The sequence below is a fragment of the Enterobacter sp. HK-058-C-ECC genome (genome assembly GCF_047531125.1).
Classification (GTDB): domain Bacteria; phylum Pseudomonadota; class Gammaproteobacteria; order Enterobacterales; family Enterobacteriaceae; genus Enterobacter; species Enterobacter quasiroggenkampii.
This window is the reverse complement of sequence record NZ_JBLKCH010000004.1, coordinates 226072-241207: the sequence shown is the minus strand read 5'-3', so window position 1 is coordinate 241207 and position 15136 is coordinate 226072. Positions and strand designations below refer to the sequence as shown.

The following is a 15136-nucleotide window of genomic DNA, read 5'->3' as shown; positions in this document are numbered from 1 at the left end:
CACTCTATGCAGAACGTTATGACAACTCGATTTCCCCTGATATTACTGCTTAATGTCGCCGGTCTGGCGCTTTTCTTCTCCTGGTATATCCCGGTGAATCATGGTTTCTGGTTCCCACTGGATTCTGCCCTCTTCCACTTCTTCAACCAGGAGCTGGTGAAGAGCAACGCGTTCCTGTGGCTGGTGGCCATCACCAACAACCGCGCCTTTGACGGCTTCTCGCTGCTGGCGATGGGCTGCCTGATGCTCTCTTTCTGGCTGAAAGAAGATAAAGCAGGACGCCGACGTATTTTGATTATCGGTCTGGTGATGCTGCTGTTTGCTGTCATCATTAACCAGCTGGCCACCGCGATTATTCCGGTTAAGCGTTCCAGCCCAACGCTCTTTTTCACCGATATTTATCGCGTCAGTGAGCTGCTGCATATTCCAACAAAAGATGCGTCGAAGGACAGTTTCCCTGGCGATCACGGCATGATGCTGCTTATTTTTTCCGCAATTATGCTTCGCTATTTCGGCAGAAAAGCGTTTGCCATAGCCCTGATTATTTTTGTGGTTTTTGCCTTCCCGCGCGTAATGATTGGCGCTCACTGGTTCACCGATATTGCCGTCGGTTCGCTTTCCGTTGCGCTGATTGCGCTGCCGTGGTGTTTGATGACCCCACTGAGCGACAGGATAATAGCGCTGTTCGATCGCTACCTTCCCGGTAAAGCGCAACAATAATTGAACAAATAACTAACCTAAATTAACGTGAGCTATCAGGGATCGACATGATCCACGATAGCCTTCCCGCCACGATCTTTTCCCAGTGTCATATTCTTGTCATCACATTCATGATAAAAATGAAGCAATTGCGCGATAAAGCCTCGGATCTGACCGCATTTTAAGCAATTACGGATTTTTACTTTCTGTATCACATTTTCTTATAAAAAAAAGGCTTTTTTTACTCGCAATACCCCTGGCAATCGGTTAATCTCGAACTCGTTTTGCCCCATAGGGATAATTATTTCGATGGTGAATAATTTTGTGCGCTACGCCACAAATGTGACCAGAAAGAATTGTCTCAATGTGAACAGATAATTAGTCTCGTCACGTTTGGCATTTTTATAACGATATTTGTCGTTAAGGACTTCAAGGGATAATAAACAAAATGGTCAAATCTCAACCGTTTCTGAGATATATCTTACGGGGGATCCCGGCGATAGCAGTCGCGGTACTGTTATCTGCATGTAGTACATCGAACACCGCAAAGAATATGCATCCTGAGACGCGTGTTGTGGGAATGGAAGATTCCTCTTCACTGCAAGCCTCTCAGGATGAATTTGAAAATATGGTACGTAATCTGGACGTGAAGTCCCGCATTATGGACCAGTATGCTGACTGGAAAGGCGTGCGTTATCGTCTTGGCGGCAGCACGAAAACAGGTATTGATTGTTCCGGTTTTGTACAGCGTACGTTCCGCGAGCAATTTGGGTTAGATCTTCCGCGTTCGACCTATGAACAGCAGGAGATGGGCAAGTCGATTTCACGTACCAAACTGCGCACCGGTGATTTAGTTCTGTTCCGTGCCGGTTCGACAGGTCGACATGTTGGCATCTACATTGGTAATGACCAGTTTGTACATGCCTCCACCAGCAGCGGTGTGACCATTTCCAGCATGAACGAACCGTACTGGAAGAAGCGTTATAACGAAGCGCGCCGCGTACTGACCCGCAGTTAATATCGCTATTGTATCGTTGGTTATCCCTTGGCTGGCGATATGATGAAAAAAAGCACTGCTTCGGCAGTGTTTTTTTTTGCCCGTTACACTGAATACATCCAGCGGCTTTTCAGGAATCACGACGTCTATGCTTACCCGCTACTTCTCCAGTAATCGCAAGATACTGATCCTCAGTATTATCACTGGTCTCATTACCGCCCTGCTCCTGGGTTCCCTGCAATTTTCCTGGAGTTACCACAAGCGAGAAGTCAAATTCGACACCCTGGTGAATGATGTGAGCGCCTACATGGGGAGCTATTTCGACGATTTAAAAAAAGCGGTCAATGTTCTCCAGCCTCTCACGCTAAATACCTGCCACGACGTCAATCAGGAACTCACCTCACGCGCGGCCTTCAGCATTAACGTTCGCGCTTTCCTGCTGGTCAGGGACAAGATGGCATTCTGCTCTTCCGCGACAGGCCCGATGAATGTCCCGATGAAGACGCTGATACCTGAGCTGAACATCGATAAACAGATCGATATGGCCCTGCTTCCGGGTACCCCCATGCTGCCTGATGAGCCTGCGATTGCGATCTGGTACCGCAACCCATTAGTAAAGGATGGCGGCGTGTTCACCTCAGTGAATATTAATCTGACGCCTTACCTGCTCTACACGGAGCGCCAGGATGAGTTCGCGGGTATCGCCATCATCATCGGCGATAACGCGCTGTCGACGCGGTCCAGCACCCTGGTTCATGCACACGAACTGCATGACATCCCGGTCCGCACGGCGACACTGAAAGACGTCCCCCTGACCATCAACCTGTATGCGGACGCATGGACAGGCGATGAAATCCTCTATGCGCTGTTTTTCGGGCTGGTATGCGGTATTTGTGCCGGATCGCTTAACTACTACATCCTCAGCATTCGGCTCAATCCGGGTAAAGAAATTTTAAGCGCCATCAAGCGCGGTCAGTTTTATGTGGTCTATCAACCCGTCGTCGATGCCAAATCGCTCAGGATGACCGGGCTTGAGGTCCTGATGCGCTGGAAACACCCGACAATGGGAGAAATTCCGCCGGACGCGTTTATTAATTTTGCCGAAGCGCAGAAGCTGATTGTCCCGCTGACGCTGCATCTCTTTGATCTTATCATTCACGACGCTCCCGTATTACAAACGCTGTTACCTCCGGGCGCAAAGGTGGGCATCAACATTGCGCCGGGTCATCTGCATGCGGAAAGCTTCAAGGACGATATGCGCACCTTCAAAGCGTTACTGCCGCCGGATTATTTCCAGATCGTGCTGGAAATTACCGAGCGCGATATGCTTAACCATCGGGAAGCCAACAGCCTCTTCGAATGGCTGCATAACGAAGGGTTTGAAATCGCCATTGATGATTTTGGAACCGGCCACAGCGCGCTGATTTACCTTGAGCATTTCACCATGGACTACCTCAAAATAGACCGTGGTTTTGTTAATGCGATCGGTACTGAGACCGTGACGTCGCCGGTGCTGGATGCCGTTCTGACGCTGGCAAGACGACTGAATATGTCGACCGTAGCCGAAGGGGTAGAGACGCCGGAACAGGCGGCCTGGCTACGCGAACACGGCGTTAACTTCCTGCAGGGATACTGGATTAGCCGTCCCATGCCGCTGGCGCAGTTCCGCGAATGGCGTCCTGATATTTCGCCCGAGGGCGATTAATTTCACATTGTCCGCGACGTCACTTATTATTCAGCTTAACCGAGCCGGTCTGTAAAAGAGGGAGCTGCCGCGAGATGCTTATGCGCTTTATGTTGCTGATGTTGGCATTCACGAGTCTGTCCAGCCAGGCGCAAGCCATCAAAGAAAATATCGCCTTCGCGGTCATTGGCGAGCCGAAATACGCGGTCAATTTTACGCACTTTGATTACGTCAACCCTGCCGCGCCGAAGGGCGGTATGGTCACGCTTTCCGCCACGGGAACCTTCGACAACTTCAACCGCTACGCCCTGCGCGGCGTGGCGGCCGCGCGGACGGAATCCCTTTACGATACGCTCTTTGTCACCTCCGATGACGAGCCCGGTAGCTATTATCCGCTGATTGCCGAGAACGTGCGCTACGCCGATAACTTCGCCTGGGCGGAAATCTCGCTGAACCCGCGAGCACGTTTTCACGATGGCACGCCGGTTAAGGCCAGCGACGTCGCCTTCACCTTCCATAAATTCATGACCGAAGGCGTGCCCCAGTTCCGCATCGTGTATAAAGGCGCATCGGTCAGAGCCATTGCGCCGCTCACCGTGCGCATCGAACTGAGTGACCCCAACAAAGAGAACATGCTGAGCCTGTTCTCGCTGCCGGTGATGCCGGAATCGTTCTGGAAAGATCATAAGCTGAGCGACCCGCTCTCCACGCCACCACTGGCTGGCGGCCCCTACCGCATTACCGACTGGCGCATGGGGCAATATGTCGTCTATTCCCGCGTCAAAGACTACTGGGCGGCCAATCTGCCGGTAAACCGCGGGCGCTGGAACTTCGACACCCTTCGTTATGATTACTACCTCGACGATAACGTGGCGTTTGAGGCGTTCAAAGCCGGGGCCTTCGATTTGCGCGTCGAGAGCAGCGCCAAAAACTGGGCGACCCGCTATATCGGCAAAAATTTTGCTAAAGGCTATATCGTCAAAGACGAGCACAAAAATGCGTCTGCGCAAGACACGCGCTGGCTGGCGTTTAATATTCAGCGTCCGGTATTTAGCGATCGCCGGGTGCGGGAAGCCATCTCCCTGGCCTTTGATTTTGAGTGGATGAACAAAGCGCTGTTTTACGGTGCCTACAGCCGCGCCAACAGCTATTTTCAGAATACCGAATACGCCGCACGCGATTATCCGAAAGCCGACGAGCTGGTCCTGCTGGCGCCGCTGAAAGCGGAACTGCCACCGCAGGTTTTCACCTCCGTGTTTCAGCCGCCCGCATCGAAGGGTGATGGTTACGACCGCGACAACCTGCTGAAGGCCAGCAAGCTGCTGGATGAGGCGGGCTGGCACCTGAAGAATCAAAAACGTGTTGATGCCAAAACGGGCAAGCCGCTCAGCTTTGAGCTGCTGCTCTCGTCCGGAGGCAACGATCAGTGGGTGCTGCCGTTTAAGCACAACCTTGAGCGGCTGGGCGTGACCATGAACATTCGCCAGGTGGATAACGCGCAGATCACCAGCCGCATGCGCAGCCGTGATTACGACATGATGCAGCGCCTGTGGCCCGCCCAACCGTGGCCCAGCTCGGACCTGCAAATCTCCTGGGCCTCGAGCTACATCGACTCCTCGTACAACGCGCCGGGGGTTAAAAGCACGGCGATTGATGCGCTGATTGCGAAAATCGTGGCGGCGCAGGGGGATAAAGAAAAGCTTCTGCCGCTCGGGCGCGCCCTCGACAGGGTCTTAACCTGGAACTACTACATGCTGCCGATGTGGTATATGGGCGAAGATCGCCTTGCGCGCTGGGATAAGTTCTCCGTGCCAGCCGTGCGCCCTGTCTACTCCCTGGGCTTTGATACCTGGTGGTATGACGTTAACAAAGCCGCCAGACTTCCCGCTGAGCGGCGATAAGGAATAATCATGGGTGCCTATCTTCTCCGCCGTCTGCTGCTGGTCATCCCTACCCTGTGGGCCATCATCACGATTAACTTTTTTATCGTGCAAATCGCCCCCGGTGGGCCGGTCGATCAGGCCATTGCCGCCATTGAATTTGGCAACAGCGGCGGCATGCCCGGCGGCGGCGGTGAAGGGATGGGTGCCAGCCATGCGCGAACCGGCGTAGGGAATATCAGTGAAAGCCACTACCGCGGCGGACGCGGTCTGGATCCGGAAGTGATCGCCGAGATCACCCACCGCTACGGCTTTGACAAACCGATTCACGAGCGCTATTTCAAGATGCTCTGGGATTACATCCGCTTTGATTTTGGCGATAGCCTGTTTCGCAGTGCGTCAGTGCTGACGCTGATCAAGCAAAGCCTGCCGGTTTCGATCACGCTGGGGCTGTGGGGTACGCTTATCATCTATCTGGTCTCTATTCCGCTCGGGATCCGCAAAGCGGTGTACAACGGCAGCCGGTTCGATATCTGGAGCAGCACGTTCATCATTATCGGCTATGCCATCCCGGCGTTTCTGTTTGCTGTCCTGCTGATCGTCTTTTTTGCCGGGGGAAGTTATTTCGACCTCTTCCCGCTGCGAGGGCTCGTCTCCGCCGATTTCAACTCCCTGCCCTGGTACCAGAAAATTACCGACTATCTCTGGCATATTACGCTGCCGGTTCTGGCAACGGTCATTGGCGGGTTTGCGGCCCTCACCATGTTGACCAAAAACGCCTTTCTCGATGAAATTCGTAAACAGTACGTCGTCACGGCCCGCGCCAAAGGCGTGAGCGAGAAGCAGATCATGTGGAAACACGTGTTCCGCAACGCCATGCTGCTGGTGATCGCCGGGTTTCCGGCCACGTTCATCAGTATGTTTTTTACCGGCTCGCTGCTGATAGAGGTGATGTTCTCGCTCAACGGCCTGGGGCTGCTGGGCTATGAGGCCACCGTGTCGCGCGATTATCCGGTAATGTTTGGCACACTCTATATATTTACCCTGATTGGCCTGCTGCTGAATATCATCAGCGATATCAGCTATACGCTGGTCGATCCCCGAATCGATTTTGAGGGCCGATGATGCTGCGTTTAAGCCCCGTCAACCAGGCCCGCTGGGCCCGCTTTCGCCACAACCGCCGCGGCTACTGGTCGCTGTGGATTTTTGCCGTGCTGTTTGTCTTAAGCCTGTTTTCAGAACTGATCGCCAACGACAAACCGCTGCTGGTGCATTTTAACGATCGCTGGTACGTGCCGGTCATCGCCAATTACAGCGAAAGCGACTTTGGCGGCCCGTTTGCGACACCGGCGGAGTATCAGGATCCGTGGCTTCGCCAGCAGATTGAGCAGCACGGCTGGGCGCTCTGGGCGCCGGTACGTTTTGGCGCAAACAGCATTAACTTCGCCACCACAAGCCCCTTCCCTTCCCCGCCCTCCGCGCAAAACTGGCTGGGAACGGATGCTAACGGCGGCGACGTGCTGGCACGCATCCTGTACGGTACGCGAATCTCGCTTCTCTTTGGACTGATGCTGACGCTCTTCTCCAGCGTGATGGGCGTCGTGGCGGGCGCCGTTCAGGGTTACTACGGCGGGAAGATTGACCTGTGGTGTCAGCGGATTATTGAAGTCTGGTCTGGCATGCCGACGCTGTTTCTGATCATCCTGCTTTCCAGCGTCGTACAGCCCAACTTCTGGTGGCTATTAGGCATCACCGTCCTGTTCGGCTGGATGGCGCTGGTCGGTGTGGTAAGGGCCGAGTTTCTGCGCACCCGTAATTTCGACTATATTCGCGCCGCGCAGGCGCTTGGCGTGAGCGATCGCGGGATCATTTTCCGCCATATGTTGCCCAACGCCGTGGTGGCAACGCTCACCTTCCTGCCGTTTATTCTGTGTAGCTCCATCACCACCCTCACCTCACTGGATTTTCTCGGTTTCGGGTTACCGTTGGGTTCCCCATCGCTTGGCGAACTGCTGCTGCAGGGCAAGAACAACCTGCAGGCGCCGTGGTTAGGCATCGCCGCCTTTCTTTCCGTGGCCGTGCTGCTGTCGCTGCTGATTTTTATTGGCGAAGCCGTGCGCGATGCCTTTGATCCGAACAAGGCGGTATAAGATGACCCAGCCCCTGCTCAGTATTGATAACCTGTCGATTGCCTTTTCAAAACAGAACGAGACGCGCACCGTGGTCAGCGACCTGACGCTGCAGATCCAGCGCGGTGAAACGCTGGCCCTGGTGGGTGAATCGGGTTCAGGCAAGAGCGTTTCGGCGCTCTCCATCCTGCGGCTGCTGCCCTCTCCGCCAGTGAGCTACCCGCAAGGGGATATTCTCTTTCACGGCCGTTCGCTGCTGCAGGCCGACGAACAGACCCTGCGCGGCATTCGCGGCAACAAAATCGCGATGATTTTCCAGGAGCCGATGGTGTCGCTTAACCCGCTGCACAGCCTGGAAAAACAGCTCTATGAAGTGCTCTCCCTGCACCGTGGGATGCGCAAAGAGGCCGCGCGGGGAGAAATTCTGGATTGTCTTGAACGCACAGGCATACGCAATGCGGCCAAACGACTGAATGATTTTCCGCATCAGCTCTCCGGCGGCGAACGCCAGCGCGTGATGATCGCCATGGCCCTGCTCACGCGCCCCGAACTGCTGATAGCCGACGAGCCCACAACGGCGCTGGACGTGACGGTGCAGGCCCAAATACTGACGCTGCTGCGGGAACTGCGTGACGAGCTGAACATGAGCCTGCTGTTTATCACGCACAACCTGAGCATTGTCAGAAAGCTGGCCGACAGCGTGGCGGTGATGCAGAACGGGCGCTGTGTTGAACAGAATACGGCGTCAACGCTGCTGAGTGCACCGCAGCACCCCTATACGCAGCGGTTGCTCGACAGCGAACCCTCCGGCGACCCGGTTCCTCTCGATGCGGACAGCACGCCGCTGCTGCGCGTTGAGGATCTGTCCGTCTCATTCCCGATCCGCAAAGGTATTCTGCGACGCATTGTCGATCGCAACCCGGTGCTGAAAAACCTCCGCTTCTCGCTGCGCCCGGGGGAATCCCTGGGGCTGGTGGGCGAATCCGGCTCGGGTAAAAGCACCACCGGTCTGGCGCTGCTGCGCTTAATTGCCTCCCAGGGCGAGATCCTGTTTGACGATATGCCGCTGCACCGCTGGAACCGCCGCCAGATGCTGCCCGTGCGGCCCCGCATGCAGGTGGTGTTTCAGGATCCCAACTCCTCGCTTAACCCACGGCTCAGCGTGTTACAGATTATCGAAGAGGGTCTGCGCGTCCATCAGCCCGGCCTGAGCGCGCAGCAACGCGAGCAGGAGGTCATGCGGGTCATGACCGAAGTGGGTCTCGATCCCGAGACGCGCCACCGCTACCCTGCGGAATTTTCCGGTGGGCAGCGCCAGCGTATCGCCATTGCCCGCGCGCTGATCCTGAAACCAGAGCTGATTATTCTGGATGAACCCACGTCGTCGCTGGACAGGACCGTTCAGGCGCAGATCCTGGCGCTGCTGAAAGGGTTACAGGAAAAGCACCGGCTGGCCTATATCTTTATCAGCCATGATTTACAGGTGGTGCGGGCGCTATGCCATCAGGTGATTGTGTTGCGTCAGGGAGAGGTGGTCGAGCAAGGTGATTGCCAGCGCGTATTTAGCGCGCCAACGCAGCGCTACACGCGCCAGCTGTTGTCGTCAGACTAGCGCTCAGAACGGGTACTGGCCGGAGAAAGGCTCGGCAATGGCAACGCCAAAATTTTTCAGACGGCAGGTGGCAGCAAACTCGTCCTGGCTTTTCACAAACAGGCACGGCTCACCTTCGCACTCCAGCACGGAGCTGTCCACTTCGATATCCGTCAGGGCCTGACTGAGACGCTCCATCACCCGCCAGGCATTTTCGTCACTCGGGCTTAACAGCTTGAGCGCCACCAGGCAGTTTTCACAGCCCGCGACGTTTTGCGGAATCGGTTCAACTTTCGAACCAGCAAAACCCGCCGACCAGCGATAGCTCTGGGGCAAGCGATGGACAATAGAAAGTTGTAATGTATTCACGTTCGTTCCCCGGAAGCAAAATTTACTTCACAATTTATTTACATTTATAGTAACACATCATCGTCAGCCTGCACTATTCAGCACTTTTTTATCGGTATTCAGGCTCGCGTCGGCGCTATATGTACCCGTTTCTGCGATCTAACTCAACCTTTTTGAATACAATGATGTGACTTTTTACACAAATAGATTTTACATAAAATAAACAAACACAGCATAAACGAACGGGGTTTGGTTGATATGCATCAACAAAAAAGGCCCTGCCGGGCCTTCTCTGTGTTTTAGTGGACCGCTTTTCGCGGTCGACTGGCGTAAAGATAGAAGAGTATCGAGCTGGTTGCGCAAAAAGCCATCGCCCACAGCATGGGCCATGCCGTCGTAAAGGTGGCCATCGAAAGCAACGCGCCGACGATAGCGCCGATGCCGAAGCGGAACGTCCCCGCCAGGGAAGATGCGGTTCCTGCCATGTGCGGGAACTCATCCAGGATCACCGCCATCGCATTGGATGACACCATCGACACGCAGCCGACAAAGGCCGCCACGCCAACCACCAGCGCCCAGAAGCCCACGCCCAGAAACGCGCTCACCACCAGCCAGATCGCCATCACAAACTGGATCCACAGCCCGGCGCGGAACATGTTCAGCGCTCCCACCCGTCGGACAAAGCGGCTGTTAATGATGGTCATAATGAACAGGAAGACGATGTTAAGCGCAAAGTAATAGCCGAAGTGCTGCGGCGAAACGTGGTTCAGCTCGATGTAGACAAACGGCCCGGCGCTCAGGAAGGAGAACATTCCGGCGAAGCTGAACCCGCTCGCCAGCATATAGCTGAGCACGCGCTTGTGGCGAAACAACGAGGCAAAGTTACCAATTGTGGTTCGGATGTGAAACTTCTGGCGGCGCTCGACGGGAAGCGTTTCATCAATAAAGAAGAAGATCATTGCGGAGGCCAGCAGCGCGGCCAGGGCCAGGATCCAGAAAATCACATGCCAGCTGAACCACACCAGCACCGCACCACCGGCCATCGGGGCCACCAGCGGCGCAATCGTCGTCACCAGCATGACAAACGACATCATGCGGGAGAACTCTTCTTTCGGGTAGATATCGCGCATCAGGGCATTAATCACCACGCTTGCCGCTGCCGCCGCCAGACCGTGGAAGAAACGCATGATAATCAGATGATCGATGGTCTGCGCCAGCGCGCAGGCAACCGCTGCGGCCGCAAAGACCAGCGTCCCGCCCAGAATGACCGGCTTGCGTCCAAGGCTGTCGGCCATCGGGCCATAAAACAGCTGGCCGAGGGCAAAGCCAAGAATATAGGTGCTGAGCGTCATCTGCGCGCTGCCCGCCGGAACGCCAAACTGCGCGGAAATCACCGGCAGCGCGGGCAGGTACATATCAATAGACAGCGGCATCAGCATGGCCAGCAGGCCAAGAATGAAGACGATTTTGAACGACGAGTGTGGCCTGGTGGTCACAGAGTTCTCCTGAAATTAGTGCGAAGGCAGACCGACGCTGGCGATCTCTTCTTCCGTTAACGGGCGATATTCGCCAGGCGCCAGGTCGGGATCGAGTTCAATCGCACCAATCCGTTCGCGATGCAGGCCAACAACGTGGTTCCCCACCGCGGCAAACATACGTTTCACCTGATGATAGCGCCCTTCGCTGATGGTCAGGCGGACCTCGGTCGGGGTGATGACTTCGAGCACCGCCGGTTTGGTCAGATCTTTTTCATTATGCAGCTGAACGCCTTTCGCGAAGTGCTCTGCCGTGTCATCCGACACCGGTGACTCCAGCGTCACGAGATAGGTTTTCTCGCAGTGGTGGCGTGGAGAGGTGATGCGGTGCGACCACTGACCGTCGTCGGTCATCAGCACCAGCCCGGTGGTGTCGATATCGAGTCGACCTGCGGCGTGCAGCTTGTGCGCCACCGGCTCGTCGAGGAAATAGAGCACCGTCGGGTGATCCGGATCGTCCGTTGAGCAGACGTAGCCTTCCGGCTTATTGAGCATGAAGTAGCGCGGACCGTGCTGCTGGGTCAGCGGATTGCCGTCATACTCCACCTGATGGTCAGGTTGCAGTTTGAACGCGCTGTCTCTCACAATGTCGCCATCCACGGTAACGCGGCTGGCGCGAATTTCGCGCCCGGCAATAGCGCGGCTTACGCCGAGTTGCTGAGCGATAAACTTATCAAGTCGCATGAAATCTTTTTAGCCTTAATGGTGCAGGAAGTCGGACAACAGGTCCGAAAAAAGAAGCAGTCTGGAACGGTTCAGTATAATGGTCTGGTTGCGCCACTCAAGGGAAAAAGTTTCGTGGCATACTATCTATACCCTAAATAATTCGAGTTGCATGACAAAACGCCTATAGCGTTTTGAACAGCGCTTGCGCTGGCCCCGTAGGGGCGAGGCCACAGGCCGAGTCACGCGGCAAAGGAGTGAATCCCCGGGAGCTTACATAAGTAAGTGACCGGTGTGAACGAGTGCAGCCAACGCACAGGCAACTTGAAGTATGACGGGTATATGTGCGGAATAACGAAACCGAGACCCTATGACTTTTACACTTCGTCCCTATCAGCAGGAAGCCGTTGACGCCACCCTCGCCTGGTTCCGCAAACATCGCGAGCCGGCGGCGATTGTGCTCCCGACCGGTGCAGGCAAAAGCCTGGTCATTGCCGAACTGGCGCGTCTTGCCCGCGGCCGCGTGCTGGTGCTGGCGCACGTTAAAGAGCTCGTCGCGCAAAACCATGCCAAGTATTGTGCGCTTGGACTGGAAGCCGACATTTTCGCCGCCGGGCTAAAGCGTAAAGAGAGCCACGGCAAAGTGGTGTTTGGCAGCGTGCAGTCGGTGGCCCGCAATCTGGATCTGTTTCGCAGCGAATTTTCGCTGCTGATTGTCGACGAATGTCACCGCATCAGCGATGACGACGACAGCCAGTATCAGCAAATCCTGTCCCACCTGAAAGAGGTGAATCCTCACCTGCGCCTGCTGGGCCTGACGGCGACCCCGTTTCGTCTGGGGAAAGGCTGGATCTATCGCTACCATTATCACGGCATGGTGCGCGGCGATGACAAGGCCCTGTTTAGCGACTGCATCTACGAGCTTCCGCTGCGCTACATGATTAAACATGGCTACCTGACGCCGCCTGAACGGCTGGATATGCCGGTGGTGCAGTACGATTTCAGCCGCCTGCAGGCGCAGAGCAACGGGTTATTCAGCGAAGCGGATCTTAACCAGGAGCTGAAAAAGCAAAAGCGCATTACGCCGCATATCATCAGCCAGATTGAGGAGTTCGCCGCGACGCGCAAAGGGGTGATGATCTTTGCCGCCACCGTTGAGCACGCGCGAGAAATCACCGGGTTACTGCCCCCCGGCGACGCGGCGCTCATCACCGGCGAGACGCCCGGCCCGGAGCGCGATCGCCTGATTGAGGCCTTTAAAGCCCAGCAGTTCCGCTATCTGGTTAACGTGTCGGTGTTGACCACCGGCTTTGACGCCCCGCACGTCGACCTGATCGCTATTTTGCGTCCGACCGAATCGGTCAGTCTGTATCAGCAAATTGTTGGCCGCGGCCTGCGTCTGGCGCCGGGGAAAACCGACTGCCTGATTCTGGATTATGCCGGTAACCCGCACGATCTCTATACGCCTGAGGTCGGCGCGCCAAAAGGGAAAAGCGACAACGTGCCCGTGCAGGTCTTTTGCCCTGCCTGCGGGTTTGCCAACACCTTCTGGGGCAAAACCACCGCCGACGGCACGCTGATCGAACATTTTGGCCGCCGCTGTCAGGGCTGGTTTGAAGATGATAACGGGCATCGCGAGCAGTGCGATTTTCGTTTCCGCTTTAAAAACTGCCCGCAGTGCAACGCCGAAAATGACATTGCCGCTCGCCGCTGTCGGGAGTGCGACACGGTGCTGGTTGACCCGGACGACATGCTGAAAGCGGCATTAACGCTGAAAGATGCGCTGGTGCTGCGCTGTTCCGGCATGGCGTTGCAGCCCGGCGCCGATGAAAAAGGCGAATGGCTGAAAATCACTTATTACGATGAAGACGGGGCGGACGTCAGCGAGCGCTTCCGGCTTCAGACGCCAGCTCAGCGAACGGCCTTCGAACAGCTGTTTATCCGCCCGCACACCCGCACTCCGGGCGTGCCCCTGCGCTGGATCACCGTGGCCGATATCGTGCGCCAGCAGGTGCTATTGCGCCATCCGGATTTTGTGGTCGCCCGCAAAAAAGGTCAGTTCTGGCAGGTGCGCGAAAAACTCTTCGACTACGAAGGTCGCTTCCGTCGCGCCAACGAATTGCGCGGGTAGCGGGACTTTTCATTGATGTGAGGGGCATTTGAGTATAAAATGCCGCCCGCTTCACATCCGTGAGGCAGAACACTCACCTGCTGCTGGGTCGCCTGTAGTAGGGTTTTAAATACAGAGAGAAATCAATGTTTACTATCGAAGCAGAAGTACGTAACGTGCAGGGTAAGGGTGCGAGCCGCCGCCTGCGTACCGCTAACAAGTTCCCGGCTATCGTTTACGGTGGCGAAGCTGCTCCAGTTGCAATCGAACTGGATCACGACAAACTGTGGAACCTGCAGACCAAAGCTGAATTCTACAGCGAAGTTCTGACCATCGTTGTTGGCGGTAAAGAAGAAAAAGTGAAAGTTCAGGCTGTTCAGCGTCACGCGTTCAAGCCAAAACTGACTCACATCGACTTCGTTCGCGCGTAATCGCAAACCTGTCGAAAAAAACCCCGCTTCTGCGGGGTTTTTTGTGCCTGCTATTTACCGCCCGAGGTGCGGCGCTGAAGCTGATCGCGCAGATTCGGCGGCGTCCCCTTAATGGTCAGCGTATCGGTGGCCGGGTCCCAGAAGATACGTTCCCCCAGCAGCATCGCATCAAAGTTGATGGTTAACCCGCCGCCGCTGCCGGCAAACTTGGTTAACTGACGCAGCGTGCTGCGATCCGCCGGGAAGCTCTCTTCAAGCTCATAGCCCTTCTCTGCGGTAAATTCCTGGAAGCTGACTTCGCTGACGCCCGCCAACTCTTTTGACAGCGACTCCAGCTCAATCTCTTCCCCAGCCTGCAGCTGTTCGTTGCAGTAGCTGTAAACCTGCTGGCGCACCGTCTGGCGCTCAGATTTATCAAGCTGCGCTTCGGCTGTGAAATCGTCCACCGCCTGGAGCAGCCCTTTGTTCTGCGCTTTGGCGTTAAGCCCTTCACTGGCACCGAGGAAGTCCATGAAGAAATCCGCCACTTTGCGGCCCACGCGTCCCTTCAGGAAAGTCAGGTAGCGGGTCGATTCCGGGTTGGTTTCCCACTCGGTCAAATCAATACGCGCCACGATATCCGCATGGTTAATATCCAGATAATGCGTCGAGCTGATATCCAGCTGCTCGTTCACGCGCATGCTGCTTAAGTTATTCAGCACGGTAACCAGCAGATACTCGACCGCCAGGTAGCGGTAGTGGCAGAACAGCACAATCCCGCCGTCGGCGAACGGATATTTCGCCAGCTCGTCGCGCAGACGCCCGGTTGCCGCACGGCTAAACGCCAGGAAATCCTCTTCACCCTGGCGCTGCAGGCGCAGGCTATCGGCCAGTTCACTCTCTTCGCTGAACAGCCCATAGGCTTTATTTTTGGCGCTGTAGACGCGATGCAGCTCTGCCATCATCTCCACAACGGTCGCCGTAGGTTCCAGTAACGAATCGCGTAGCACCACTTCAAGGGTTTGCTCATCGCGCTTGATAAGCTGGTGCAAGGCAATCTGGTTGATTTCCAGACTCATGATAAACTCTC

Annotated in this window: 13 protein-coding genes; 9 read left to right on the top strand and 4 right to left on the bottom strand. The window is 55.7% G+C overall.

Features of this window, described 5'->3' with window-relative positions:
* The first annotated feature begins 18 nt into the window (after positions 1-18).
* From ACMWJS_RS11030 to yejF, 7 genes are all read left to right on the top strand, one after another.
* Positions 19-720, top strand: a complete 702-nt coding sequence (locus ACMWJS_RS11030) for a phosphatase PAP2 family protein (protein ID WP_164712107.1) — start codon at positions 19-21, stop codon at positions 718-720.
* Between the two features lie 427 nt (positions 721-1147).
* Positions 1148-1717, top strand: coding sequence for a bifunctional murein DD-endopeptidase/murein LD-carboxypeptidase (mepS, locus tag ACMWJS_RS11025; RefSeq protein ID WP_008500946.1), 570 nt, complete (start codon positions 1148-1150; stop codon positions 1715-1717).
* Between the two features lie 127 nt (positions 1718-1844).
* Entirely contained in the window at positions 1845-3401 is a 1557-nt protein-coding gene (locus ACMWJS_RS11020) for a cyclic di-GMP phosphodiesterase (protein ID WP_045334347.1), read from the top strand.
* A gap of 74 nt (positions 3402-3475) precedes the next feature.
* Positions 3476-5281, top strand: a complete 1806-nt coding sequence (locus ACMWJS_RS11015; protein ID WP_414747058.1) for an extracellular solute-binding protein — start codon at positions 3476-3478, stop codon at positions 5279-5281.
* Positions 5282-5290: 9 nt separating this feature from the next.
* Positions 5291-6385 carry a microcin C ABC transporter permease YejB gene (locus tag ACMWJS_RS11010; protein WP_045334343.1) on the top strand — a complete coding sequence of 365 codons (1095 nt, stop codon included), beginning with the start codon at positions 5291-5293 and terminating at the stop codon, positions 6383-6385.
* On the top strand, positions 6385-7410 hold the full coding sequence (locus ACMWJS_RS11005; RefSeq protein WP_045334341.1) for an ABC transporter permease: 1026 nt from the start codon (positions 6385-6387) through the stop codon (positions 7408-7410). The genes ACMWJS_RS11010 and ACMWJS_RS11005 overlap by 1 nt, the downstream gene beginning before the upstream one ends.
* Before the next feature lies 1 nt (position 7411).
* Positions 7412-9001 carry a microcin C ABC transporter ATP-binding protein YejF gene (yejF, locus tag ACMWJS_RS11000; protein ID WP_414747057.1) on the top strand — a complete coding sequence of 530 codons (1590 nt, stop codon included), beginning with the start codon at positions 7412-7414 and terminating at the stop codon, positions 8999-9001.
* Positions 9002-9004: 3 nt separating this feature from the next.
* Here the strand turns inward: yejF and ACMWJS_RS10995 are convergent, their stop codons facing one another.
* The 3 genes from ACMWJS_RS10995 to rsuA all read right to left on the bottom strand — a co-directional run bounded on the left by ACMWJS_RS10995 (position 9005) and on the right by rsuA (position 11547).
* A complete protein-coding gene (locus ACMWJS_RS10995) occupies positions 9005-9349 on the bottom strand; it encodes a YejG family protein (RefSeq protein WP_008500952.1) in 345 nt (114 codons plus the stop codon).
* 278 nt (positions 9350-9627) lie between these two features.
* Positions 9628-10824 carry a Bcr/CflA family multidrug efflux MFS transporter gene (locus tag ACMWJS_RS10990; RefSeq protein ID WP_045334334.1) on the bottom strand — a complete coding sequence of 399 codons (1197 nt, stop codon included), beginning with the start codon at positions 10822-10824 and terminating at the stop codon, positions 9628-9630.
* Positions 10825-10839: 15 nt separating this feature from the next.
* Positions 10840-11547, bottom strand: coding sequence for a 16S rRNA pseudouridine(516) synthase RsuA (rsuA, locus tag ACMWJS_RS10985; protein ID WP_021241522.1), 708 nt, complete (start codon positions 11545-11547; stop codon positions 10840-10842).
* Positions 11548-11896: 349 nt separating this feature from the next.
* On the opposite strand from rsuA, the gene ACMWJS_RS10980 reads away from it, so the two are divergent.
* Both ACMWJS_RS10980 and rplY read left to right on the top strand, forming a co-directional pair.
* Positions 11897-13657 (top strand): DEAD/DEAH box helicase, encoded by a 1761-nt coding sequence (locus tag ACMWJS_RS10980; RefSeq protein ID WP_414747056.1) that lies wholly within the window; start codon positions 11897-11899, stop codon positions 13655-13657.
* Positions 13658-13782: 125 nt separating this feature from the next.
* The gene (gene rplY / locus ACMWJS_RS10975) at positions 13783-14067 is read left to right on the top strand and encodes a 50S ribosomal protein L25 (protein ID WP_008500956.1); all 285 of its coding nucleotides are present in this window, start codon (positions 13783-13785) and stop codon (positions 14065-14067) included.
* Positions 14068-14117: 50 nt separating this feature from the next.
* On the opposite strand, the gene yejK is transcribed toward rplY, so the two are convergent.
* Positions 14118-15125 (bottom strand): nucleoid-associated protein YejK, encoded by a 1008-nt coding sequence (yejK, locus tag ACMWJS_RS10970; RefSeq protein ID WP_008500957.1) that lies wholly within the window; start codon positions 15123-15125, stop codon positions 14118-14120.
* Positions 15126-15136: the final 11 nt, after the last annotated feature.